We start from the raw sequence: 23,870 nt of genomic DNA, 5'->3' as shown, positions 1-23,870 counted from the left end.
TCATAAATATACCTAAACATAACGAATGTATTTTCATATGTAAATCTAAACGACTCTCATTTATTGGACAGCATTATGGAAAAATGGATTCTTTGGCTTTTATTAGAAGCTGCCACTATTATGACAGTTGCATCGCTGTGGCTCATATGGCGATCAATCGTACTGCGTAATAAAATTGACCAAGAGCATAATAATGAAAATAAAGAGATCGAGGCACAACCCTCTCAAAATAATAGTGGGGGTAGTACACAAAGCATTGAACAAGAAGCTCCTTTTAAGGCCTTTGCTCAAGAGCTAGAGCGACAGGCTACTATCGCAGCGGATACCTTAAAAGATTTACGTTCTTCCGATGACCTTGACACCGTGACTCGCTTTAAAGTATGGGGAACTCTCCTTAAGGCTGAGCGTGCTATTTTATTAAATGACCAAAGTAACGAACCAAAGCCTATATTGATTCGTTTCATGGCGAGCATTATCAGTAGCCTTGAGCAAATTAAAAACAAGAAAATCAACAAAAACTCATTAACTCAATCCCTTAAAGACATTGACGAAGAGTTTAACCAAGCAAGCGAGCTTTTAATTTCCAAAGAAGCATTGCTTACCAATCAGAAAGAACTGCATCAAGAGCTTCATAAAAGCATCGAAAGATCAGAGCAAAAACTCAAAAAGCTTGGTGTTAAACACAACGAGTTACTGCGTTTGCAACAAGAACTCAAAAAACAACATGAGCAAGTTTCTAAGCTCGAACAACACTTCGATTACGATGATCAATATTACACAGGCAATACGGAAAGCTCCCAAAGTGACGCCCCACAACATAAGTCAACAAAGCACCTCCATCAACTAGAGCGATTATCTAAACGCCAACAAGCCATCATTGAAAACCTACAAGCGCAACTAAATGATACTTCAGACGATCAGCATGATAAAAAGGAACAAGTTCAAAAAATGGCACTTGAAAGAATGGAACGTCTCTCTTCCGAGTCAGGCTCCTTGATTGGGCAGCTTCAATCTGAACTTGATAATGCAAATCTATCTATTGAAAACCTCAAAGAAGACATTTCTGAAAAAGATCGACTGCTACAAGAGATTGATGCCAAATTGGCGGATATAGAGGGCTCTGCATACACTGAATTCCAAAGCATTAACTCAGATAAACGAGATGCACTCGAATCCTTACTTGGCGAATTTGTTTTATTCAAAGAGGACAACAATAGCGATACTTTTGAAGTCCAAGAACAAGAAGCACGCAAGCTAGAGCAAGTGCTTAAAGAGTCTGAAACCTGCGTTCAACTTCTTGCCCAAGAACTTGAAAGTGCTGAAGCTTATAATACTTCGCTTAGAGCACAAATTGAACAGCGAGCATTAGATGCAAGAAGTCATCCAGACGCAAGCACTTTGCCTAATGAATTAAGTGAGTTAGGAGCACTAAGGGAAGAAAATAGAGATCTAATCAGCCAAATTCAGCAAATGAAAGACAGCTTGCTAAATGAAATATCAGAATCTAATGAAAAGGCATTACGTAAAGAATACAACAAAAAAAGCTTAGAAATGGATCGCTTACAATTAGCTTATTCAGATCTAGAGAAAAAATATTTAGGCACGTTACGCTAAATACAGTAAACGTAACGTGCCAATCACTTATTGGCGAGACAAACGGTCGTTGCCAAGCACAATTGATTCAGTTGATCGATACGGGTTTATATCCAAGCCCCCTCGACGAACATAACGCGCATATACAACGAGACTATCAGGCCTACATTGAGTCATGATATCTATGAAGATTCTCTCTACACATTGCTCATGAAAGTCTGTGTGTTCTCTGAATGAAGCGATATACTTTAACAAACCAGCATGGTCAATTTGGCTACCACGATAATCAATGAAAACAGACCCCCAATCTGGCTGATTTGTTACAGGGCAATTGGACTTCAACAAGTGACTCACTAAACGTTCTTCAACTTGCTCTCCACCGAACTTATTGGTCAACAATGAAGCATTAGGATGGTACTCTACTACTTCAACATCAAGTTCATCAATACAGTAATCTGGCGTTAAAACAACCAACGACTCCATTGCGTCGACATCACGAATTATCACGCCAACTGGCGCACCAGCAGCCTTTGATAAATCGCTTTCAAGTAGCTCCTGAACTTCAAATACATCCTCATAATGCATTTGATTTAGCGAGTTCAGATATAATTTGAAAGATTTTGACTCAATGATATTTGGCGATGAACAAGGCAAACGAAATTCCGCCATCGCTACAATAGGCTTCCCCTTTTTATTTAACCAAGACAACTCATATGCGTTCCAAATATCCTCTCCATGGAAGGGTAAACGCTCAGATTCTATTCCCATATCACGCCACTTATCTACACGTGGAATTGGAAACAATAATCCTGGATCGTATTCAGAAACATAATCCGTTTTCTGTCCTAGGGGCAAAAAACCCATGCAAAACACCTCAATTTCTAATGCCTCTGCCGCGATTCAGCAGAGTAAGTCCAATATAAAACAAGCCTAAAATGAAAGCAGTGATGATAACTAACGCCCACGTAACGTCAATGTCTGATACACCTAAAACGCCATAACGAAAGGCATTTACCATATACAACACGGGGTTAAGCATCGAAACACCTTGCCAGAAATCAGGCAACAAACTAATGGAGTAAAATACCCCACCAAGATAGGTAAGAGGAGTTAAGATGAAAGTGGGAACAATCGATATATCATCAAAACTTCGAGCAAACAACGCATTTACAAAGCCGCCAAGAGCAAACATAACCGATGTTAAAAAGACTATCAGTATGGTTAGGAATACATTATGTAACTGCATGTGAGTGAAAAATAGCGACAGTACCGTAACAACAGCCCCAACAAACAAGCCTCGTGCAACCCCTCCTAAAATATACCCCAACAAAATAACCCAGTTAGGTGTTGGGGAGACTAGTAGCTCTTGAACACTATGTTGAAATTTTGCTGAAAAAAAAGATGAAGCAACATTAGAATATGAGTTTGTAATCACAGACATCATAATTAAGCCTGGAACAATAAACTCCATATAGCTAAAACCACCCATTTCTCCAATTCTACTACCAATCAAATTTCCGAAAATAGCGAAGTATAGAGTCATCGTAATTGCTGGAGGCAGCAGCGTTTGAGGCCAGATACGCATGAAACGACGTATTTCCCGGCGCAGAATGGTATAGAAGGCAATCCAAATCTCACCTGAAGACATGCTAGTTACTTCCTTTGATTAGTTTGACGAATAATTCTTCTAGACGGTTTGATTTATTGCGCATACTTAATACTTTAATTTGTTTAGCACTTAGATACTCAAACACATCATTTAAGTTTTGTCCCTTATCTATCGCAACCTCAATAGTCGAACCATCTGCAACAATCCTAATGTCATAATTTGGTAGCTCAATGGAATCAATTGAATCAGCCAAATCCAGCACAAATGTTTCACTACTAATCGTTTTCAACAACGCCTTAACACTGGTGTTTTCTACGATCTCTCCACTGTTAATAATGGCAATATTACGACATAGCTGTTCAGCTTCTTCTAAGTAGTGAGTCGTTAATATGATCGTAGTACCCTGCTCGTTTAGCTCTTTGATGAACTCCCACATAGAGCGACGCAATTCAATATCAACTCCGGCGGTTGGCTCATCTAAAATCAGTATCTTGGGCTCATGGATCAACGCACGTGCAATCATTAATCGACGTTTCATACCACCAGATAACATGCGTGATTGCGTGTCTTTTTTGTCCCATAAATCGAGTTTCTTGAGATACTTTTCAGCGCGCTCTTTTGCAAGATCGACAGGGATACCATAAAACCCTGCTTGTGTTGCCACAACATTAAATACTGTCTCAAAAACATTGAAGTTAAACTCTTGCGGAACAACGCCTAAATAACGCTTTGCCCCCGCAAAATCCTTATCGACATCGACTCCAAAAATACTAACATGCCCCGACGATTTATTAACCAGAGAACACAATATCCCAATCGTTGTCGACTTACCGGCACCATTAGGGCCTAACAATGCAAAGAAATCGCCTTGCTCTACGGTTAGATCAACCCCTTTCAGCGCCTCAAATCCATTACCGTAACGCTTTTTGAGGTCCTTTATTTCAATAGCATATGCCATAATAACCTTCTTTGTATTAATACACTTTAAACCCACCAAAACAGGTTTCGCATACGTGAGTTCTAGAATTCAATTTATTATTAGTCGCCTTCAAACTCTTCATCAACGTATCCAAGAACATGACCCATTCAACCGATCAGAATTGGCCGAAGAAGAGCTGGATTTCATGGATAAATGGAACACACTTATCCATGAAGGAGAGCAGAGAAACGCTAACTTTTTATTTGAAGCACAAGATTTAATCAGTCGTTTTATTCGTTGCTACCCTAATTTAGTACCATTAATGCATAGAGAGCTGCTCTATTTCATTGGCGGTGAATGCTTACACTTTCTTGGAGATAAAGAACTTGCCTTGTACCAAGATATTGATGAACAACTTTACGAGGCAGAGCTAGCAGGGAACAGCGTGGACATAGCCGAAATGATAGAGGCTAATCAACCTGCGCCTCAAGGAACAACCTTGCAATAAACAGTTAAGTTAATAAAAAAGCGGCTAATGCCGCTTTTTTATACTTTACGGAACACAAGTGTTCCATTTGTACCACCAAACCCAAAAGAGTTATTTAGCACAAGATCCACTTTTCGCTTTTGAGCTGTCATTGAAACATAGTTCAAGTCACAACCCTCACTAGGCTCTGACAAGTTAATCGTTGGCGGAGCCAACTGATCACGGATTGCCAGCACAGAAAAAATTGACTCTACTGCACCAGCCGCGCCCAATAAATGCCCTGTCATTGACTTTGTTGAACTAATCGCTACATCAGAAGCGTCTGCCCCCATAAGCGATTTTACCGCTTCCGTTTCGGCCAAATCACCGATCGGTGTCGATGTCCCGTGAGCATTGATGTAATCAATTTCTTGTGCCTGGGCACCTGCATCATTAAGAGCTGCGACCATTGCAGACAACGCCCCTTCTCCTTGTTCAGGAGGAGCCGTCATATGAAATGCGTCATCACTCATACCAAAGCCAGCAAGCTCAGCGTAAATCTTAGCACCGCGGGCAACAGCATGTTCGTATTCTTCTAATACAAGAATACCTGACCCATCACCCATAACGAACCCGTCACGATCTTTATCCCACGGTCGACTAGCCGTTTTAGGATCATCATTACGGGTAGATAAAGCTCGAGCTGCACCAAAGCCACCAATCCCTAGCGGTGTTATTGCCATCTCAGCACCACCTGCGATCATGACGTCCGCATCGCCATAAGTAATCATACGACCTGCCATACCAATATTATGTGTACCGGTAGTACATGCCGTAACGATGGAGATATTCGGACCTTTAAAACCAAATCTAATCGCCACATGACCAGAGATCATATTAATGATGGCACCTGGTACAAAAAATGGTGAAATACGCTTAGGACCCGATGCATTCAGTAATTCTACATTTTTTTCGATCATTGGCAGGCCACCAATGCCTGAACCAATAGCACACCCGATACGCTTAAAATTAACGCTATCAGGGGATAAACCAGCATCTTCTATCGCTTGGACGGAGGCTGCAATGCCATATTGAATAAACACGTCCATTTTACGAGCTTCTTTCACGCTCATATAGTGCGATGCATCGAAGTCTTTTACTTGAGCAGCAAAACGTGTTGAGAATTGAGAGGCATCAAAGTGCTCAATTTCAGAAACACCACTTTTACCTTCAATAATATTATCCCAAGTATCTTTTACGTTATTGCCAAGGGGACTCACCATTCCCATACCGGTGATTACGACCCGACGACGAGACATATGATTCCTCCGAAAAACTCCCTTTAATACAGGGGTAAGAATAAGAAAAGCCGCTGTACAACTAATACAAGCGGCTTTTCGGAAACTTAGTACACCAGAGAATTACAAGTTAGCGTTGATGTAGTCAATTGCTGCTTGTACAGTGGTGATTTTTTCAGCTTCTTCATCAGGAATCTCAGTGTCAAATTCCTCTTCTAGAGCCATAACAAGCTCAACTGTGTCTAGGGAATCAGCACCCAAGTCGTCTACGAAAGATGCAGATGCAACCACTTCTTCCTCTTTAACACCTAGTTGTTCGCAAACGATTTTTTTAACGCGTTCTTCAATGCTACTCATTAGAAGTTCCTACTCTACTGGTCAATAGCTCACTTTGAGCATATTTATAAATTTTTGACACCCATACTGGGCGTGATTCTCATCATGAACCGGAGACGTATTTTCGTTGAATTCATTACAAAATTCAACTCAAATTACGCCATGTACATGCCGCCATTGACATGTAGGGTTTCACCGGTAATGTAACCCGCAGAATCAGACGCCAAAAAGGCGACAGCTGCTGCAATTTCTTCTGGTTCACCCAATCGCGCCGCCGGCACTTTGGAAACCAAAGTTGCCTTGTGCTCTTCAGGTAAATCTTTTGTCATATCTGTCGCGATAAAGCCTGGCGCAACACAGTTCACAGTAATGCCGCGAGAGCCTATCTCTGCTGCCAAAGAGCGACTGAAGCCTTCAAGTCCTGCTTTTGCTGCAGAATAGTTTGCTTGGCCTGCGTTACCCATAGAGCCAACAACAGAACTAATGGTCACAATACGACCAAACTTAGCTTTCGTCATACCACGAAGACAAGCCTTTGTGACGCGAAACACAGAAGTAAGGTTAGTGTTGATCACTTGATCCCACTCATCCATCTTCATACGCATCATAAGGTTATCACGTGTGATGCCTGCATTATTAACTAAAACCGTCGGCGCACCAAATTCTGCATTGATTTGCTTGATAACAGCCTCTACTGATTCATCGCTGGAAACGTCCAGCACAAGACCTTTACCATTATCGCCTAAGTAATCACTAATGCTATTAGCACCCGCTTCACTAGTTGCGGTACCGACTACAGTAACACCATTAGCGACTAGCGCTTGAGCGATGGCTTTACCTATGCCTCGCGTGGCACCAGTTACTAGCGCAATTTTGCTCATCAAATTATCTCCAGTAATTTTTTAATTTCCAGTCGCAGCGTCAAAGCTTGCCACATCTCCGATTGCCAAGGCATCCAAACCTTTAACAATTCGCTTATTTAGACCTGTTAAAACTTTACCTGGACCACATTCAACAGTTTTTTCTACACCAAGTTCGTTCAACAAGGCAATAGATTGGGTCCATAAAACGGGCTCACTAAGTTGCGAAACAAGGTTTGCTTTGATTTGTGCCGCATCTGACACAGCTTCAGCAGACACATTTTGAACCAGCTTAATTGATGGCTCTTTAAATTCGATGGCGTTCAATCGCTCAGCAAGCTTCTCGCCAGCAGGCACCATTAGTTGGCAATGCGATGGAACACTTACAGGAAGAGGCAATGCCCGCTTAGCACCCGCTTCTTTAGCGTTAACCATAGCAATCTCAACCGCAGCCTTTTCACCCGCAATCACCACTTGGCCTGGAGAGTTGAAATTGACGGCACTCACTACACCTTCTGAAACGGACTCACACGCTGCAACAACCTGCTCATCAGACAAACCAATGATTGCAGCCATCGCTCCCGTGCCGGAAGGCACAGCTTGTTGCATGTATTCACCACGTAATTTAACAAGCTCCACTGCATCTTTGAATGCAATAACGCCAGCACAGACAAGTGCAGAATATTCACCCAAACTGTGCCCAGCAACGTAAGCAGGTTGCTCACCACCTTGCTGCTCCCAAAGGCGCCACAACGCAACGCTACTCGTTAAAAGAGCCGGCTGAGTTTTATCTGTCTGACCCAAAGATTCAGCATCATTCTGAACCAAATCCCACAAGTCGTAACCAAGCACATCCGATGCTTCGTCAAAAGTAGCGTTTATAATATCGTATTTCTCTGCCAAGTCAGACAGCATACCTTGCTGTTGTGAACCTTGACCAGGAAACACAAATGCTAATGAAGGATTCATAACACCCCCTGTTGAGTTAACTTTGCTTCAATTTTTTTATATAAATTCGTGCGAGCTATATCAATACCGTACTCAATCGCACCAACCATGGCATCTAAATCAGAACGACCATGGCCTTTAACTAAATTACCTTTGATGCCAACAAGGCAAGCGCCATGGCGACTTTCAGCCTGAATCAAGCGTTCAATGGCTGACGTATCGACCGAATGCTTTGGCAGTTGCGACAGCAAAAATACAAACAAACCTTCAGAGGCCTTAAGCACTGCGTTACCAACCATACCATCACACACGATGACATTTTTTTCACCTGAAAACAGCTCAAATCCTTCAGCGAATCCCGAGAAATTTGGCCAGCCTTGCTCACTAAGTCGCTTATAGCACTCTTTAATGACCGAGCTACCTTTACTGGTTTCGACTCCAACATTTAACAATGCAACATTCGCCGCATTATTACTTAGCGCTTCTACATACGATGCACCAAGCAAAGCAAAACCATTCAGCATTTCTGCAGGGCAATGAACATTCGCCCCCAAATCCACCAAACACCTCAATGGATTAGGTCGCATCTCTCGAATTAAAGCTGGATACAACTTTGGCCTTAGCAAACCGACAATGTGACGAGCCAATGCAACCATCGCCGCAGTATTACCAAATGTTACGACCACATCTATGCTCGCTTCTGACATATCTGCTAAAGAGCGATAAATTGTCGACTCATTCCGCTTAAATAAAGAACGATCTACAGCTTCCATACACGTTACGGAATCTTGACAAGCGACAGGAATAATTCGAGATGATGACGAATCTTCAGGAAAAGCAAATTCCCGACGATCATAGTAGAAGTGCGCCTCGACATCAGTGAAGGCGGCAACAATTTTTTCTGTTGCTTGAAATGCAATGCGGGGACCTAAGTCCCCGCCCATAGCGTCAATAGCTACCCTAATCATTGGGTATCTAATTACTCACCTTTAGGGGTGATTACTTGACGACCACGATAAAAACCGTCTGCAGAAACGTGGTGACGACGGTGAAGTTCACCAGTTGTCTGTTCAACAGATAAAGTTGGGTTAGTTAGTGCATCGTGTGAACGGCGCTGGCCGCGACGTGAACGAGTCACTTTACTTTTTTGTACTGCCATTTTTGGAGCTCCTAATTTTTCTTAGCTTTTAATTCAGCCAATATACTAAATGGATTCGGTTTAATTTCGTCATCCGGTGCGTCATCGGTAGACGATGCATACTTTAGAGCTACTGGGTTGCAACCACTTTCTTGGTGATAAGCAACTATTGGCAAGGCAAGAAGCAATTCTTGCTCTACCATTTTAGCGATAACGACCTCACCATCGGTCATGACAACGGGATCATAGTCACTAGGTATATTCTTGGCATGGTCTTCGTCATAAACAAAAGCCAGACTAAGATCTACCTCCAGATCAACAGGAGCAGCCTCCAAGCATCGTTGACACTCAACTTGAACAGTTGCTTTAATTGAACCAGTCGCTATGTAGCGCCTATCTTCATCCACTCTAAAGTCTAGATGAATAAACGCATCCCCTTCATTTGACGCTAGCGTAGCGCTCAACTCCGGAAATTGACTGAGTGATAAACGCCCTTCAATACTCACTTCATTGAAAGCGTATTTACGAGGGTCAAAGTATTTGGGTAATGTGTCATTCAACATGGCGGGAATAATATTGCCAAGTCCCACCCTTGTCAAAGAATACTGAGGCATAAATGACATTTTTTACGTATTATTTCGCCTCAACAAGTGATTTACCTATTTTTTCGACAAATCAAGAGACTAGATGACCTTTATGACACAAAAATTGACCCTTGGCTCATCCTCCAAATACCGTCAAAACCTACTCAATCGACTAGGCTTAGCATTCACCACACTCACACCAAACATTGACGAAAGTCGATTAGATAACGAAGCACCCGAACAATACATTGAGCGGATCACCAAAGCAAAAGCGCTTGCTTTATATAGCACTTTAGACAACAACAGTATTCTCATCACATCAGATCAATGCGCCACCTATAATGGTAGTATTATAGGCAAACCCCATACCCGCAATAATGCCATTGAGCAACTAAGGCGCTTTAGCGGTCAAAAGGTCGAATTCCTTACTGGCCTGTATGTAGTCAACACATTCAACCAGCTCAACCGTTATAGTCTTTCAACTTATTCTGTGATTTTTCGAAATCTTACTGAGCACGAAATACAGAACTACATAGACATTGACTCCCCATTAGACTGTGCTGGCAGTTTCAAATGCGAATCATTAGGCGTGGCCTTATTTGAACAAATGGAAGGTTGCGATCCCTCGTCACTAGAGGGCCTTCCATTGATCGAAACATGCAACAGTTTACGAGCAGTCGGATTAAACCCACTAGCGTAAATAAAAAAGCAGGTACATATAAGATGTACCTGCTTTTAAGATAAACACGACAAAAAACTAAGTTTAGCGCAAACTGTAGAACCAACTTGTAATGCCAGCAGAGAACTCAACCCCTAATTGCTTAGCAACTTTCTCCCAAGGCTCTTTATAGGGTGTGTAATACACCGGCGTTAGGTCAGAAAATTGCGTATTCAACAGTTGTTGAGAGTATCCAAATTGATCCGCTAAACCAAGCTCAACTGCCTGAGAACCGGTAAACACCATACCCGTAAATAAATTCGGCTCATCCGCTAGCCTATCACCACGACCCTGTTTCACCGCTGCTATAAATTGCTTATGCGTTTCATCTAATACTCTCTGCCAACTTTGCATAGCCGCATCGTTCATAGGAGAGAACGGATCCATAAAGGCTTTGTTTTCTCCTGCGGTAAACAAACGACGCTTCACACCAATCTTATTGATCAGCTCACTGGCTTCAAATCCACCAGAAACCACACCGATAGAACCCACAAGACTGGCTTTATCAACAACAATTTCATCGGCTGCTGAAGCAATATAATAGCCACCTGAAGCGGCCATATCTTCAACTGCAACCACAACAGGTATAGCAGGGTATAAGGTTCGATATTGCATAATAGCATCATGTAAGATGCCAGAATGTACAGGACTACCACCAGGACTGTTCATTTCAATAAGCACAGCCTTAGTGGAGCTATTAGCGTAAATCTCATCAAGCAAAGGAGCATACTCGTTTGCGTCTACTTCACTTTGTGCACCTATTGTGCCTTGCATACGCAAAACGGCAACACTGTCTCCTGAGGTAACATCATCCACATCAGAAGTCATCCAAATGCTAGTGACGATACCGATAAATACTAACAAGTACACAAAGCGGAAAAAAATCTTCCAACGCCTTTGTCTGCGACGCTCAACAACCTGCGCACCTAACACTTCCTTTAAGGCATCGACTAACTTTGAATCGGTAGACTCTTTTTCAATGTGTTTATTATCGGCCATAGGTTCTTTTGACTTTGTATTTACATCGTCTTCTTCATTCCAAGCCATTTAACGCTCCATATTTCAACAGTATAACGGCAAATGTTCTGCTCAACTGAAATTTTCATGCGAGATGTCGAATTTAATAGGCAGAACGCTTAAGTAAACATTGCAGCGAGTGTACCATAGCGATATTTACAGGAATAAGGACTTAATAGTGAGCTACTCATTTGAAGAACTAAGCGTTGGCTTAAGCGCAAGCATCGAAAAAACAGTTTCAGAACAAGACGTTCAAACATTTGCTCAAGTTACCGGCGACACAAACCCAGTTCATTTGGATGCAGACTATGCAGCCACAACTAGCTTTGAAAAACCGATCGCACACGGCATGCTAACAGCCGGCTTTATATCGGCCGCTATTGGCACGAAACTACCTGGACCAGGCTGCATTTACCTTGAGCAATCATTAAAATTTCGCGCACCAGTATTTATTGGAGCCACAGTCACAACTACCGTTACCGTTAAAGAACTCAATGAGCGCCGCCGTCGCGCCATCATTGAAACCACTTGTTTAGTTAACGGCAAAAAAGTCGTTACTGGCGAAGCTACTATTATGATCCCATAAAAAAAGGGGCGCATGCCCCTTTAAACCACACCACAAGTAATAACCAATTAAACGGTCTTAGTATTTGCTCGGCAAGCCCGACATTGCGTCCTTCCAAGCATCTTCAATAGGCGCCTCTAGGGTCAACTTAATACCCTCATAATCAATATCAAGTCGGGCTGCATGCAAACACAATCGTTTAAAACCTAACGACTTAGCTAGTATGTTAGCCTCATTTGGCGAGTATTTATCATCACCTACAATCGAGTACCCAGCAAATTGCGCATGAACACGAATCTGATGCGTGCGACCTGTCACAGGTTCGCACTCAATAAAGGTATATCCTTCAAAGTTACGCAGCACCTTAAAGCGAGTCAGCGATTCTTTGCCATCCGTATGCACTTTCACAACGCGCTCACCTGATTTAAGCTCGTTTTTAAGAAGCGGCGCATTGACCTGTAGCTTTCGCTTAGGCCATGAACCAAAGACTAGTGCATGATAAGTTTTTTGGACCCCTTCTTTTTCTCGTAAGGCTGCATGCAATATTTTTAACACACTGCGTTTTTTCGCAATCATAATTAAGCCAGATGTATCACGGTCAAGTCGATGAACAAGCTCAATAAATTTTTCCTGCGGCCGCATTTGGCGAATAACCTCTACCAAACCAAAACTTAGACCACTACCACCATGTACCGCCAAGCCTGAGGGTTTGTTAACGACAATTAAACCTTTATCTTCGTATATAATACGGTTTTCAATTTCTTTTTTAAGCCCTTCAGCAACGACAGGCCTATCACCCGGCTCCGCCACAAAAATTGGTGCGATGCGGATATTGTCTCCACTACTGAGCTTGAAATCAGGCTTGATGCGCTTCTTGTTGACACGGATCTCACCTTTACGCAGTAAGTTATAGATCTTCCCCTTAGGCACTCCTTTTAAAAAAGTTACTAAGAAGTTATCGATACGTTGACCATGATTATTCTCGTCAATAGTAACAAAACGCACCTGTGGACGCTCTGAAGCGCCATTATTTTCACTTGCTGACAAAAGAATGGTTTCCTATGTAATTGAAGCACTTAGATTTTACTGTTATATTCAAATCCGCAGAGGGTAAGAGGCAACAGAAAGCCTCGAAGAATCAATTGTAACGAATGAGAAGCCATAACCAAAGCGACACTTTGGTCATTTCTTACCTCTGGGCAAAAAGTTAATTTTTATATAATAAACCTCATGAATCAGTGAATCGGTTCATAGGTGTAACAGTTTACTATTGAATCCGTTATTTAGATCAGCACCTTTCATGTTGACCGATAGTTGAAACACGCATTACAGCAACACAGAAAAGAGCGACGTCATCCTTACATCAAGGCATTGTGGCGCGCCTATAAATTGTGACTGAATCGTCTGAACGAATTCATAAAATCGTTACATTTCATGAACTTAGAATTTCCTGATCATTAAAAAGAGTCACAGTTAATGATTAGAATGTTAATAAACGCAACTCAACAAGAAGAGTTGCGCGTTGCGTTAGTAGATGGGCAACGCCTGTATGATCTAGATATCGAATCAGGATCTCGAGAGCAGAAGAAAGCAAACATCTATAAAGGTAAAATCACTCGAATAGAGCCAAGCCTTGAAGCCGCTTTCGTTGATTACGGTGCTGAGCGACACGGCTTCCTGCCCTTAAAAGAAATCTCTAAAACTTATTTTTCTAAGAAAACAAATTCAGATGGCCGCCTCAACATCAAAGATGTTTTGACGGAAGGTCAAGAAGTCATTGTTCAAGTTGATAAAGAAGAGCGTGGCAACAAAGGTGCTGCACTGACTACTTTTGTCAGCTTAGCGGGTCGTTATTTGGTACTTATGCCAAATAATCCTCGTGCTGGTGGTATTTCTCGTCGCATTGATGGCGATGACCGCACACAGCTTAAAGAAGCGATGTCTGGCCTTAACGTACCTGACAATGGTGGACTAATTGTTCGTACTGCAGGTGTTGGCCGCTCTACTGAAGAACTTCAATGGGATTTAGACTATCTACAAACACTTTGGGACTCGATCACCAAAGCGGCTGCAGATCGCCCTGCTCCTTTCCTGATTTATCAAGAAAGTAATATCGTCATCCGCGCTATTCGTGATTACCTACGTGATGACATTGGTGAAGTTTTGATCGACGAAAAGAACGTCTACCAAGACGCGATGAACTTTGTCATGCAAGTGATGCCTCACTTTAAGAGCCGTATTAAACTTTACAGTGAGCCAACACCTCTCTTTAATCGTTTCCAAATTGAAACTCAAATTGAAACGGCATTCCAACGCGAAGTACGCCTTCCTTCAGGCGGCTCTATTGTTATCGATCCAACTGAAGCACTGGTTTCTATCGATATCAACTCTGCCCGCGCAACAAAAGGCGGCGACATCGAAGAAACAGCACTTCAAACCAACCTTGAAGCAGCAGACGAAATCGCTCGTCAATTGCGCCTTCGAGACATTGGTGGACTTGTAGTCATCGACTTCATTGATATGACACCCGTTCGCAACCAGAAAGAGGTTGAAAATCGCATGAAAGCGGCTCTAGAAGCCGATCGTGCGCGTGTACAAATTGGCCGCATCTCTCGCTTTGGCCTATTGGAAATGTCGCGCCAACGCCTACGCCCATCGCTTGGCGAAACCAGCGGTATCGTTTGTCCGCGATGTAATGGCCAAGGGTTTATTCGTGACGTAGAGTCTTTAGCATTATCTGTACTTCGCTTAATCGAAGAAGAATGTGCCAAAGAACGTACCGCTCAGATTCGTGCCATTCTTCCTGTTTCTGTTGCTACATTCCTGTTGAATGAGAAGCGCACTAACATCGCAAAAATCGAAAAGCGTAATCAAGTACATATCATTCTTGTACCCAACCCTCACATGGAAACACCTCATTTCCACGTTGAACGTATTCGTGACGACAATGCCGTTATGGAAGAGGATGATAGCAGCTACGATTTAGTCGATACGCCTGAGCAGCCGCCTTACGAACCTCGCCAGCCTAATGAGCAGTCTCGTCCTCAAGCAGCGGTAACCAGCATCGCGCCTGCTTCGCCTGCGCCTGCGCCAACACCTGCAGAGACCGTCCCTAAAGCTAAAGCAGAAACTAAGAAACCTAGCCTGTTCAAACGTATTTTAGATGCTCTATTTGGCAGTGCCGAAGAAAACTCTGAAAAAGTAGAGCCTAAGAAAGAAGCGGTTAAACCAACAAGTAATGCTAAGCACTCTTCTGAAGAGCGCAAACCACCACGTGACCGCCAGCGTAATCGTCGTCCTGCACGTAAGCATGAAAAAGAGGCGTCAGAGCAGCAAAACGATGCTCAAGAAAAAGCCAAATCAACACGTCAGTCTCGTCGTGCTCAAGCTGAAGCGAAGTCTCAGCAGCCCACCAATAGAGACACAAATGGTAACAACTCAAACAAAGAGTCTTTTAAAGATTCAAATAAAGATACGTCAAATCGCTCTAAGCGCGATCAGGCTCAAACCAAACAAGACAAGCCTAACAACAAGCAAGAGCAGAAAGATGCTCCTACTAAGTTAAAACCTCGTCGCCCTGAACCTGAGATCCAAGAACGTAAACGTGAACCGAATGACAACAAACGTCGTAACGGTAAGCTTAAAGACGAAATTGAGCTAGCTCAAGAACAACAAGCTAAAGTTGAATCAGATGCTAAAGAAGCACAAGCAGTAGCCGATCAAGCAGCCGCTAATAGCTCGGAAAGCTCTGACACCAAAGCCGAACGCAAGCCTCGTCGCTCACGTCGATCGCGCCGCAATAACAACAAGCAAGACGACGTACAGAGCAACAACGAGCAATCAATTGATGAACAAGCTAACACCAATAAGGCTCCAAGCCCTACTGAATCGACTGAAAGCCCAGAACCCACTTCTACTGATGAATCGGTAAAAACGACTGAGCCAACCAATCAGGATGATTCTAAAGCGTCTCAACAAGAAGCGGCAGCGGCATCAGATTTAACGGAAGAAGCACAACCTAAGGCCAAGTCAGAATCAGCCACACCAAAAACTACTGAAACGGCGTCTAATGAAAGCATTGTTGACAACCATGAGAAAACAACAAAGCCTAAAATGACTGTTAAAGCTGACATGAATAAGATTGACAACGCTGAAGCAGTACCTAAACAGACTGCAACAACAGAGCAACCTAACACGGTTAATGAAGTTTCTGTAGAAGCAAATATAGCTCCAACAAAGACTGAATCAACTCAAGATGTAGCACCAGAACAGGTATCAGAATCAGCTGACACATCAGATCAAATCACTAAGCCTGAAGCTAAACCAGTTACTATTGAGCAAGCTCAAGCAGTACCTGTAGCAGTGAAAGAAAAAGCTGAGTACATTGATCCGGTCAAATCTGAAGACAGTCAACCTGAAGACAGTCAACCTGAAGACAAAACTTCGACCGAAGACAAAACTTCGACCGAAGAAAAAACTTCGACCGAAGAAACAACTTCGACCGAAGAAACAACTCAAGCTGACTCTTCCGAACAAGCAGATACTGAGCGAAAGGTACGTAAACCTCGTGCAATTCGCGGCCGTAAGGCAGCCAAGCCTGCTTCTGAAGAGAAGAAAACTGATGTTCAGTTGCCAAAAGCTCTGCTTGAACAACAAGAGAAAGCCAAGCAAGAACTTCAAGACAAGCGCGATCAAGCTGCGCAACAACGTCGTCAACGTCGTAGCGGTCGAGTTAAGAATGACCCTCGATTAGCTCGTGAAGAGTCTACTAATGCTAGTCAAGGGGAAACAGAAAGCGCCTCTGAATAGCAATTTCTACAGACCCTAAAAAACGCCAGTTAATTCTATTAGCTGGCGTTTTTTGTTTGAATTATTAAACAAGCGACTGGTCTTTAAAATGCCCCAGCACTTAACCAGTTTCAGATTTGGATATACGTAACGCGGGTTATTAAAGAGTTAATCCAATAAGACAAAGACCTTTGAAGATGAATTGAGCCATTGGTCAAAATGCTAACCCCTCCTTCGTTATTTTTTTCTAACGACATACCATGAATGTCAATCAGTCTCTGTACTTGAGCCGTCACACCTCGACTCGGCTCCACAATCGACACTAATGGCAATATTTCATCAAACAGGTTTTTCACTAATGGGTAATGTGTACAAGCCAAAACCAAGGTATCAGACTTATTACTAAGGACCTGCTCCGCAATACGAGCAACCTCTTCTTTTAATTCACTCAAACTAGTAGGCATACTATCTATTAAGGTGGCCAAGCTGGAGCTAGCCAAAACCTCAACATCTGTATCAAAACGCCAAGTATCAATTAAATCGTTTAACCGCTTGCTGATACTCGTCCCTTGCGTGGCAAGCACTGTGATGCGTTTGCATATACTGGAACTGCATGCCGGCTTAACAGCAGGTTCCACACCAACGACAGGAATAGAAATAGATTGTCTAAGCTCAGTGATGCCGGCCACTGTGGCCGTGTTACAAGCGATCACCATCATTTGACACCCTTGAGCAATAAAATAATCTGCTATCTCTATGAGCCGTCGCGTAATAAAGACCGATGTTTGCTGACCGTAAGGCGCATTCGCCTGGTCTGCAAAATAAATAAGATTCGCTTGAGGAATGGCGGCATGGATGGACTGAAGAATGGTTAGTCCGCCCGCTCCAGAATCCATCACACCAATTCTGATGGTCACACCGACCCTCCTAATAGAACAGGCTCACGCTCCAACTCAACACAAAATGTCTTGTACACTGATGCTTTGATCTTTGCTTCTAAAGCCAACAAGGCATCCGCTTTTTGACAATTGTAATTAACCAATACTAACGCTTGCTTTGGGTATACACCCACACCATTTTCTTGGTATCCCTTCCATCCTGCCCGATCATTTAGCCATCCTGCTGCAAGCTTCCATTGTGTACCTTGCGCAAACGCAACGACCTCAGGGTACTGAGTTCGAATAGACTGATAAACAACATCACTGACCACCGGGTTTTTGAAAAAACTACCTGAATTCGCTACCTCAGTAGGGTCAGGAAGCTTTTCTTTACGCACATTACATACTGTTTCAAAAACATCCCTAATGCTCGGAGACGAAGGCATAGCTTGCAATAAGCCACCATACTCAAGCACTAACGTTGGCGCCGCACTCAGTCTAACCGTCATTGACGTAATGATGTATTTAGATTTCCACTCATGTTTAAATCGAGATTCACGATATGCAAAACCACATTGATTCGCCTCAATTTCAACCAACTCTAATGTTTCTATATCTAAAGCAGTAACCCGCTGTAAAACATCTTTGACTTCAACACCGTAAGCACCAATATTCTGAACAGGAGCAGCACCTGCGGTGCCCGGAATTAACGCTAGGTTCTCAATACCACCAAGCCCACGATCAACCGACCAAGTAACACAGTCATGCCAAGCTTCACCTGCCGAAAAGATCACTTCTGAGAAGGCATCATCAGAATACTTAACCGCAACCCCCTTGATTTGGTTCACAATTACCAGACCAACGACATCACCTTTAATAAGTAAGTTACTGCCTCCCCCTATTACCGTAACGGGCAAATCATGGCACTTAGCCCACTTTACCGATGCAATAAGCTGCTCGATGCTTTCTGCAACCGCCAAGAACTCAGCTTGATAGTCAAAGCCGAAGGTATTGAAAGATTGCAGAGAAGTCTTGTGAGATATCCATTCTGGCGAGTCCGAGAGCTTTTGCTCATTCATAAGCATTTGCCAAAAAATCTTCTGCAATAGTAAAGAGCTGATCTTTCATGGCTTCAAAACCTAAGTCACCGCCATAATAAGGATCATCCACTTCACCAAAATCAATTCCATTACGATAGCGACCAAACATCACCACTTTCGCTTTACTGTTTAAGGGCTGGATATGCTTTAAATTAGTCAAGTTTTCGCTGTCCATTGCAACAATCCAATCAAACTCATTGAAATCCTCAACACAAACTTGTCGTGCGCGTTGCTGGGTTATATCTATACCAACAGATTTCAGTATTTTAATTGAACGTGCATCCGGTAGTTTACCGACGTGATAAGCCGCCGTACCAGAAGACTCAACTTGAAGATCCAATCCTTTTTCTCTAGCAAGATGCTCTAAAATGCCTTGCGCAGCTGGCGAGCGGCAAATATTACCTAAACAAACAGCAAGTACTTTCATCATAGTAACTATTTATCGTCTAAACGCTCATCTGCGCTCAAAGTACGCGCTTCACTTTCAAGCAAAACTGGAATGCCATCTCGAACCGGATATGCCATACCGCCCACTTTGCTAATCAGCTCAGTACCTTCTTCATTCAAAGTTAATGGTGCCTTAGTTACTGGACAAACTAAAATTTCTAAAAGTGCTTTATTCATAATGTTATTTCTTCTGTTTAATGACTTGTTTGATTTGCTCATCTAGTTGACGAGTGAACTCGAGCGGTAATTCAAGCTCTGCAGCGACAAACCACCAATCATCCTCTGAGTTGGCAAAGCCTTCAACTTTTACAGCATCTTTCTCAGTCATTATGACAGATTCAAAAGGCAATAAATCGCTACGCATAAAATGGTGATGATCTGAAAAAAAATGATTTGTAGAATTGTGTGGCAAGCCATAACCCTCTAAGGTTTCTAGAAAGCGTGCTGGATTACCGATCCCTGCAACCACTGTCCAAGATTTGCAGCCTAGGTCCGTTAAAGGTCTTGTGCGTGCCTTATCTTTGATATGCACGAGTCGATTTAAAGCCAGCTTTCCATGAAAATAGTGCTGCGTAATATCCAGCTTAGGCTCATCACCAATACTAAAAATATAATCAGCATGGTTCAAACGAGAGGCAGGCTCCCTTAAGGGACCAACAGGAAGCAACATATTATTTCCTAATCCTCTTTTGGCATCCACCATCACTATTTCGATATTTCGATCCATAGCATAATGTTGTAAACCGTCATCACTGATGATGACATCCACATGCTCAAGCCGCTCTAACGCTTGTATGGCTTGAACACGTTTAGTAGAGACTGCAACAGGGCAATCTGAGCGGCGAAACAACATTAGCGGCTCATCACCAACGTCTGCAGCACTTGAAGAGTGACCGACAAGCATTACCTCATCTGACGATCGTTTATGGCCTCGCGTTACGATACCTGGCGAATACCCTTGCTGCTTGAGCCAGTCAGCCAAGGCGATCACCATAGGCGATTTTCCAGTTCCCCCAACCGTAATGTTACCAACAATAATCACAGGCAATTTGGACTGGTAACTTATTGATAGTCGTTGAGCAAGATATTTTTTACGCTTGCACTGTATCACTGGCACTGTTAGCAATAGAAGAGGTGTTAAAGCCCATGTCCAACCATATGAACCATACCAAGAGCGTGTTAGGGATTGCTCTAAACTCACAATCCCGTCTCTTTCTGAGCGGTATGAGCGAGCTTAGAAATTCCAAGCTGAGCAGCAGCATCATATACCCGCATAACCATCTCATAAGAAGCGTTAGCGTCAGCAGTTACAATCAGAGGGCGTTCAAAATCATCTTGAAATGACTCTTTCAAGCCTTGCACCAAAGTATCTGTACGCTCATTGATTAGAGTTTGACCATTAATGACAAATTGGCCATCTTGCGTAATCGTAATTTCTACTGGGTTTTGCGAAACAACCGAAGCAGCGCCATTTGAAGCAGTTGGGAGGTCAATAGTTAAGTCAGTGGTTTGCTTAAATGTCGTGCTGACCATAAAAAAGATAAGTAACAGAAATACAACGTCAATTAGAGGCGTTAAATTTATGTGGACGTCTTCAATCTTTTGTCGGCGAAATTTCAAATCGTTCCCCTGCTACTCTTTACCATCGGCGTTAAGAACATCAATAAGCTTAGTAGACTGTTGCTCCATGTTGACAACCAATTCATCGATTCGACGGGCAAAGTAACGATGAAAAACCAATGCAGGTATTGCGACTGCTAAACCTGCCGCAGTTGTCAAAAGCGCTTCAGAAATCCCACCAGCCAATAACTGTGTATTTCCTGCGCCCTGCTCCATCAATACATTAAAGACCTTAATCATACCGACGACTGTACCTAGCAAACCAATAAGGGGAGAAATAACTGCAATCGTACCTAACGTACTCATAAAACGCTCAAGCTCATGAATCACATGATTAGCTGCTTCCTGAATACTCTCTTTCATAGCTCGTCGTCCATGTTTTGAATTGAGCAAACCTGAAGCAAAGATAAAGCTTAAGCCGGACTTAGCTTGCATAGAGCGAATGTAGTCTAAGGTCATTCGATCCTCACGCAATCGAGCCAAAACATCAGATAAAAGCGAGCGTGGAGCAACCCGGCTATTTCGCAGTGTCCAGAATCTTTCTAGAACAATGGCGAGCGTAAGAATAGAACACAACAATAACGGCCACATAAATGCGCCGCCGGATTTAAAAAGCTCTAACACCGAGACCTCCTGTATCAATTTGCGAATAATTTAACACACTCTCAAGCAATTCGGCATGCTCGCAAGCAACTGTTTTCACAACATTTAGTAAATGATAGCAAGTGGAAGATATCACTCTCCATTTACCGCTATCGAGATAGAAACGTATTTTCTCACCTTCTAACATTTCAATGGTTGGAACATTCATTTTATACAAGACATCCGAGGCAACAGAACCTCTGTTTGTGATCGCCAACTGCCACACTTCTTTCATTGCCTTATGAGCAATTTGAGACTTAGGTAGATTGATCACTACATCAATCCCGCCTACCTTAACCAACGAATTACTGTTGTACGATAGTACACCACCTCCATGGTTACGATACTGAATGACACCGTAACGATCTTTTTGCCATAAGTAACGCCACTGCACTTCCTCAACAGAGAGCGATACTGCAGTAATACTAAGAAAGCCAAGAACTAAAATACTTCGCCGTAATGGGTACCAGTATACGGCGAAAACAGTGATGGAAATGAGAGTTAGTTTCACCCAAACTGAAGTATCTTCCCTTGGCAACCAAAACAACTCTCCGTATAGGTAAGGCTCTATAGCTCCAAAAAACCAAACTAAGCATCTGTCTAATTGCCCATATAACCAAGTCCACGAGAACCATTCACTCAAGACGTAAGACGCCAAGGAGGCAGGAAACCAAATTACAGCCACAAACGGCACCATGATAATATTAGCCAAAATCGTTAAACCACTCACGCTTTGCTGCCAACCAAGAGTCAGAATTAGCGCGAAGAAGCATAGAAAACATTGCATTATCAATAACCTACTGTACCGCTCAAGCCGCAATATCAAAAGGGAAATAAGGCCCACAAAAGAGAAAGATAACCAAAAGGAAGGGTCTAAAGCACGCCCAGGCCAAAGCAATAACATTAGCCAAGCACTGAAAAGCAAAATAGGAAGTAAAGCAACATGTTGCGCCTTTGCTCGTAGCGCAAAAAACATGACTGCCATTAAGCATGCACGTATAGCAGGCTCTCCTGCACCACTCCACAATGCGTAAAACAAGCAAAAAGGAACAACCGCGACAAACTCAAGACGAGCACGTTGATAAAACAATCTTTGCACAACCCCTAGATGACGCCAAATAACGCGACACACCCACACCACTAACAGGCTCACGAAACCGATGTGCAAGCCAGACACAACAAAAAGATGCGTTAAACCGAGATAGTTTATCAGCCAATGGTCCCTTTCATCCCATGCCCTTCTGTCACCACGTATAATCGAGTAGGCAAAGCGCCAACTAGGATATTGATCAAGGTCACTTGGTTCATCTAGATGGTTTATACCGTGATCAATATAAACCATCACATCAGCACCCTTAATGAATGCTCTATGAGATGGATAACTTCCAAATAATTCAGCAAAATAGGGCTTTATAGGAATAAGGGTGTCTGAGGTATCGTTCTCATCACAACTGCGTGACCTGTACTCGCCTGATTTAGATTTAACGTATACCCAATTCACTTCAGAAGAGGAAGGTATCAATAAACACAGCTTCGTGACATTCCAATAATATAGATCTGCTTTATCCTCAACTCCCCAATCTTTCCATGGATTACTGCTAATCAGGGAAACTATGGAAATAGAGACAAATATCATCCCCCACCAGTCTTTACGATGGATTTGATAGAGACATAACATGGCGATATGAGTAGAATACATCCACCGGAGCGATGGAGGCGTAAGCACGGCGCCCACCAGCACGCAAATATTTAAAAGCAGCATAGGACCTCCTTGTCCATGTCTAGCCTAAGTAGTGATTATGCCAAAGCGTTACCTTAAGAAACTTGTTCCGAATCCTGAAAAGCTTAAACAGAGTAAAGCATTAGGGATTTTAGGGGCACAAATTTATGAAGCCGACCTTTGGCATTTATCACGCCGCTCTGTCGCTAAGGCCTTCTGGAATGGAATATTTTGGGCTGCTATCCCTATGCCTTTTCAAATGGTTGCTTCGGCGCTATTTGCCATTCCATTGCGCGCCAACATCCCGTTATCGATAGCGTTGGTTTGGGTCACAAACCCTATTACCATGCCTTTTGTATTTTACGTGAATTATTTAATTGGTACATGGATAGTTGGCAATGGTATCGATTCTGAGTTTCAAGTGTCAGTCGAGTGGGTATGGAGCCAATTAGAACATATCTGGATACCCTTATACGTAGGATCTATTGTAGCGGGTTTTGTAGCAGGCGGTATTGCATATGTTTCTATCTTACTTCTATGGCGTTTGCACGTTATCAAACGCTGGAAAAATCGGCGCCGTAAGATCAAATAAAAAAAGCATTGATCTCTCAATGCTTTTTCTTT

General features: G+C 42.8%; 26 protein-coding genes. 6 read left to right on the top strand and 20 right to left on the bottom strand.

The annotated features are described in order from the left end of the window. The first annotated feature begins 75 nt into the window (after nt 1–75). Entirely contained in the window at nt 76–1,614 is a 1,539-nt protein-coding gene (locus AYW75_RS14185) for a coiled-coil domain-containing protein (protein WP_067100662.1), read from the top strand. A gap of 27 nt (nt 1,615–1,641) precedes the next feature. Here the strand turns inward: AYW75_RS14185 and queF are convergent, their stop codons facing one another. The 3 genes from queF to AYW75_RS14170 are packed head-to-tail and all read right to left on the bottom strand — an operon-like array spanning nt 1,642 to nt 4,160. Continuing rightward, a complete protein-coding gene (queF, locus tag AYW75_RS14180) occupies nt 1,642–2,457 on the bottom strand; it encodes an NADPH-dependent 7-cyano-7-deazaguanine reductase QueF (RefSeq protein ID WP_067100659.1) in 816 nt (271 codons plus the stop codon). A gap of 10 nt (nt 2,458–2,467) precedes the next feature. Continuing rightward, on the bottom strand, nt 2,468–3,241 hold the full coding sequence (locus tag AYW75_RS14175) for an ABC transporter permease (RefSeq protein WP_067100656.1): 774 nt from the start codon (nt 3,239–3,241) through the stop codon (nt 2,468–2,470). Between the two features lies 1 nt (nt 3,242). Continuing rightward, a complete protein-coding gene (locus AYW75_RS14170; RefSeq protein ID WP_067100653.1) occupies nt 3,243–4,160 on the bottom strand; it encodes an ABC transporter ATP-binding protein in 918 nt (305 codons plus the stop codon). A gap of 55 nt (nt 4,161–4,215) precedes the next feature. Here AYW75_RS14170 and AYW75_RS14165 point away from each other — a divergent pair, with 55 nt between their 5' ends. Beyond that, complete coding sequence (locus AYW75_RS14165) at nt 4,216–4,629, top strand: PA2817 family protein (protein ID WP_067100650.1); 414 nt, start codon at nt 4,216–4,218, stop codon at nt 4,627–4,629. Between the two features lie 38 nt (nt 4,630–4,667). On the opposite strand, the gene fabF is transcribed toward AYW75_RS14165, so the two are convergent. The 7 genes from fabF to AYW75_RS14130 all read right to left on the bottom strand — a co-directional run bounded on the left by fabF (nt 4,668) and on the right by AYW75_RS14130 (nt 9,781). Continuing rightward, nucleotides 4,668–5,906 carry a beta-ketoacyl-ACP synthase II gene (gene fabF / locus AYW75_RS14160; RefSeq protein WP_067100647.1) on the bottom strand — a complete coding sequence of 413 codons (1,239 nt, stop codon included), beginning with the start codon at nt 5,904–5,906 and terminating at the stop codon, nt 4,668–4,670. 102 nt (nt 5,907–6,008) lie between these two features. Then, nucleotides 6,009–6,242, bottom strand: coding sequence for an acyl carrier protein (gene acpP / locus AYW75_RS14155; protein WP_067037804.1), 234 nt, complete (start codon nt 6,240–6,242; stop codon nt 6,009–6,011). 134 nt (nt 6,243–6,376) lie between these two features. Then, the gene (gene fabG / locus AYW75_RS14150; protein ID WP_067100644.1) at nt 6,377–7,102 is read right to left on the bottom strand and encodes a 3-oxoacyl-ACP reductase FabG; all 726 of its coding nucleotides are present in this window, start codon (nt 7,100–7,102) and stop codon (nt 6,377–6,379) included. A gap of 21 nt (nt 7,103–7,123) precedes the next feature. Beyond that, a complete protein-coding gene (fabD, locus tag AYW75_RS14145) occupies nt 7,124–8,050 on the bottom strand; it encodes an ACP S-malonyltransferase (RefSeq protein WP_067100642.1) in 927 nt (308 codons plus the stop codon). Next, nucleotides 8,047–8,997: a fatty acid synthesis protein gene (locus tag AYW75_RS14140; protein ID WP_067100639.1), complete on the bottom strand. Its 951-nt coding sequence runs from the start codon at nt 8,995–8,997 to the stop codon at nt 8,047–8,049. The genes fabD and AYW75_RS14140 overlap by 4 nt, the downstream gene beginning before the upstream one ends. 11 nt (nt 8,998–9,008) lie before the next feature. Next, nucleotides 9,009–9,188, bottom strand: coding sequence for a 50S ribosomal protein L32 (rpmF, locus tag AYW75_RS14135; RefSeq protein WP_055462888.1), 180 nt, complete (start codon nt 9,186–9,188; stop codon nt 9,009–9,011). Between the two features lie 11 nt (nt 9,189–9,199). Further along, nucleotides 9,200–9,781: a YceD family protein gene (locus tag AYW75_RS14130; protein ID WP_231886221.1), complete on the bottom strand. Its 582-nt coding sequence runs from the start codon at nt 9,779–9,781 to the stop codon at nt 9,200–9,202. A gap of 82 nt (nt 9,782–9,863) precedes the next feature. Between AYW75_RS14130 and AYW75_RS14125 the strand changes: the two genes are divergently transcribed. Continuing rightward, nucleotides 9,864–10,451, top strand: a complete 588-nt coding sequence (locus AYW75_RS14125) for a Maf family protein (protein ID WP_067100801.1) — start codon at nt 9,864–9,866, stop codon at nt 10,449–10,451. Between the two features lie 63 nt (nt 10,452–10,514). On the opposite strand, the gene AYW75_RS14120 is transcribed toward AYW75_RS14125, so the two are convergent. Beyond that, nucleotides 10,515–11,516, bottom strand: a complete 1,002-nt coding sequence (locus tag AYW75_RS14120; protein WP_067100633.1) for a S49 family peptidase — start codon at nt 11,514–11,516, stop codon at nt 10,515–10,517. A 148-nt stretch (nt 11,517–11,664) separates the two neighbouring features. Here AYW75_RS14120 and AYW75_RS14115 point away from each other — a divergent pair, with 148 nt between their 5' ends. Beyond that, nucleotides 11,665–12,072 (top strand): MaoC family dehydratase, encoded by a 408-nt coding sequence (locus tag AYW75_RS14115; RefSeq protein WP_082856539.1) that lies wholly within the window; start codon nt 11,665–11,667, stop codon nt 12,070–12,072. A 57-nt stretch (nt 12,073–12,129) separates the two neighbouring features. Here AYW75_RS14115 and rluC read toward each other — a convergent pair whose 3' ends face one another. After that, on the bottom strand, nt 12,130–13,098 hold the full coding sequence (gene rluC, locus AYW75_RS14110) for a 23S rRNA pseudouridine(955/2504/2580) synthase RluC (protein WP_067100630.1): 969 nt from the start codon (nt 13,096–13,098) through the stop codon (nt 12,130–12,132). 429 nt (nt 13,099–13,527) lie between these two features. On the opposite strand from rluC, the gene rne reads away from it, so the two are divergent. Next, nucleotides 13,528–16,860 carry a ribonuclease E gene (rne, locus tag AYW75_RS14105; RefSeq protein ID WP_067100627.1) on the top strand — a complete coding sequence of 1,111 codons (3,333 nt, stop codon included), beginning with the start codon at nt 13,528–13,530 and terminating at the stop codon, nt 16,858–16,860. A gap of 110 nt (nt 16,861–16,970) precedes the next feature. On the opposite strand, the gene murI is transcribed toward rne, so the two are convergent. Genes murI through AYW75_RS14065 form a run of 8 tightly spaced genes read right to left on the bottom strand, consistent with a single transcriptional unit; the run spans nt 16,971 to nt 23,288 of the window. After that, nucleotides 16,971–17,756 (bottom strand): glutamate racemase, encoded by a 786-nt coding sequence (gene murI / locus AYW75_RS14100; protein WP_067100624.1) that lies wholly within the window; start codon nt 17,754–17,756, stop codon nt 16,971–16,973. Beyond that, nucleotides 17,753–18,796, bottom strand: a complete 1,044-nt coding sequence (murB, locus tag AYW75_RS14095) for a UDP-N-acetylmuramate dehydrogenase (protein WP_067100622.1) — start codon at nt 18,794–18,796, stop codon at nt 17,753–17,755. Before murB ends, murI begins: the two co-directional genes overlap by 4 nt. Further along, nucleotides 18,789–19,247, bottom strand: a complete 459-nt coding sequence (locus AYW75_RS14090; RefSeq protein WP_331709529.1) for a low molecular weight protein-tyrosine-phosphatase — start codon at nt 19,245–19,247, stop codon at nt 18,789–18,791. Before AYW75_RS14090 ends, murB begins: the two co-directional genes overlap by 8 nt. A 5-nt stretch (nt 19,248–19,252) precedes the next feature. After that, the gene (locus AYW75_RS14085) at nt 19,253–19,441 is read right to left on the bottom strand and encodes a Trm112 family protein (RefSeq protein WP_067100616.1); all 189 of its coding nucleotides are present in this window, start codon (nt 19,439–19,441) and stop codon (nt 19,253–19,255) included. 4 nt (nt 19,442–19,445) lie between these two features. Continuing rightward, nucleotides 19,446–20,465, bottom strand: a complete 1,020-nt coding sequence (gene lpxK / locus AYW75_RS14080; protein WP_067100614.1) for a tetraacyldisaccharide 4'-kinase — start codon at nt 20,463–20,465, stop codon at nt 19,446–19,448. Continuing rightward, a complete protein-coding gene (locus AYW75_RS14075) occupies nt 20,462–20,884 on the bottom strand; it encodes an ExbD/TolR family protein (RefSeq protein ID WP_067100611.1) in 423 nt (140 codons plus the stop codon). Before AYW75_RS14075 ends, lpxK begins: the two co-directional genes overlap by 4 nt. A gap of 12 nt (nt 20,885–20,896) precedes the next feature. Beyond that, complete coding sequence (locus AYW75_RS14070; protein WP_067100608.1) at nt 20,897–21,508, bottom strand: MotA/TolQ/ExbB proton channel family protein; 612 nt, start codon at nt 21,506–21,508, stop codon at nt 20,897–20,899. Continuing rightward, nucleotides 21,492–23,288 (bottom strand): ComEC/Rec2 family competence protein, encoded by a 1,797-nt coding sequence (locus AYW75_RS14065; RefSeq protein ID WP_067100605.1) that lies wholly within the window; start codon nt 23,286–23,288, stop codon nt 21,492–21,494. The genes AYW75_RS14070 and AYW75_RS14065 overlap by 17 nt, the downstream gene beginning before the upstream one ends. A gap of 37 nt (nt 23,289–23,325) precedes the next feature. Here AYW75_RS14065 and AYW75_RS14060 point away from each other — a divergent pair, with 37 nt between their 5' ends. Next, nucleotides 23,326–23,838, top strand: coding sequence for a DUF2062 domain-containing protein (locus tag AYW75_RS14060; RefSeq protein ID WP_067100602.1), 513 nt, complete (start codon nt 23,326–23,328; stop codon nt 23,836–23,838). The last annotated feature ends 32 nt before the right edge of the window (nt 23,839–23,870 follow it).

Origin of the sequence: Marinomonas atlantica (genome assembly GCF_001639725.1) — a bacterium.
Classification (GTDB): Bacteria; Pseudomonadota; Gammaproteobacteria; order Pseudomonadales; family Marinomonadaceae; genus Marinomonas; species Marinomonas atlantica.
Note: the sequence above shows the minus strand (reverse complement) of the source record. Positions and strands in the feature narration are given on the sequence as shown.

What these genes read in the sequence shown, in the direction of transcription:
- AYW75_RS14130 (WP_231886221.1), bottom strand. Translation starts at nt 9,781, where the DNA reads ATGCCTCAGTATTCTTTGACAAGGGTGGGACTTGGCAATATTATTCCC.
- AYW75_RS14170 (WP_067100653.1), bottom strand. Translation starts at nt 4,160, where the DNA reads ATGGCATATGCTATTGAAATAAAGGACCTCAAAAAGCGTTACGGTAAT.
- rpmF (WP_055462888.1), bottom strand. Translation starts at nt 9,188, where the DNA reads ATGGCAGTACAAAAAAGTAAAGTGACTCGTTCACGTCGCGGCCAGCGC.
- queF (WP_067100659.1), bottom strand. Translation starts at nt 2,457, where the DNA reads ATGGGTTTTTTGCCCCTAGGACAGAAAACGGATTATGTTTCTGAATAC.
- AYW75_RS14065 (WP_067100605.1), bottom strand. Translation starts at nt 23,288, where the DNA reads ATGCTGCTTTTAAATATTTGCGTGCTGGTGGGCGCCGTGCTTACGCCT.
- fabD (WP_067100642.1), bottom strand. Translation starts at nt 8,050, where the DNA reads ATGAATCCTTCATTAGCATTTGTGTTTCCTGGTCAAGGTTCACAACAG.
- fabG (WP_067100644.1), bottom strand. Translation starts at nt 7,102, where the DNA reads ATGAGCAAAATTGCGCTAGTAACTGGTGCCACGCGAGGCATAGGTAAA.
- AYW75_RS14120 (WP_067100633.1), bottom strand. Translation starts at nt 11,516, where the DNA reads ATGGCTTGGAATGAAGAAGACGATGTAAATACAAAGTCAAAAGAACCT.
- rne (WP_067100627.1), top strand. Translation starts at nt 13,528, where the DNA reads ATGATTAGAATGTTAATAAACGCAACTCAACAAGAAGAGTTGCGCGTT.
- AYW75_RS14185 (WP_067100662.1), top strand. Translation starts at nt 76, where the DNA reads ATGGAAAAATGGATTCTTTGGCTTTTATTAGAAGCTGCCACTATTATG.
- AYW75_RS14085 (WP_067100616.1), bottom strand. Translation starts at nt 19,441, where the DNA reads ATGAATAAAGCACTTTTAGAAATTTTAGTTTGTCCAGTAACTAAGGCA.
- acpP (WP_067037804.1), bottom strand. Translation starts at nt 6,242, where the DNA reads ATGAGTAGCATTGAAGAACGCGTTAAAAAAATCGTTTGCGAACAACTA.
- fabF (WP_067100647.1), bottom strand. Translation starts at nt 5,906, where the DNA reads ATGTCTCGTCGTCGGGTCGTAATCACCGGTATGGGAATGGTGAGTCCC.
- AYW75_RS14140 (WP_067100639.1), bottom strand. Translation starts at nt 8,997, where the DNA reads ATGATTAGGGTAGCTATTGACGCTATGGGCGGGGACTTAGGTCCCCGC.
- murB (WP_067100622.1), bottom strand. Translation starts at nt 18,796, where the DNA reads ATGAATGAGCAAAAGCTCTCGGACTCGCCAGAATGGATATCTCACAAG.
- AYW75_RS14090 (WP_331709529.1), bottom strand. Translation starts at nt 19,247, where the DNA reads ATGATGAAAGTACTTGCTGTTTGTTTAGGTAATATTTGCCGCTCGCCA.
- AYW75_RS14060 (WP_067100602.1), top strand. Translation starts at nt 23,326, where the DNA reads ATGCCAAAGCGTTACCTTAAGAAACTTGTTCCGAATCCTGAAAAGCTT.
- AYW75_RS14175 (WP_067100656.1), bottom strand. Translation starts at nt 3,241, where the DNA reads ATGTCTTCAGGTGAGATTTGGATTGCCTTCTATACCATTCTGCGCCGG.
- AYW75_RS14125 (WP_067100801.1), top strand. Translation starts at nt 9,864, where the DNA reads ATGACACAAAAATTGACCCTTGGCTCATCCTCCAAATACCGTCAAAAC.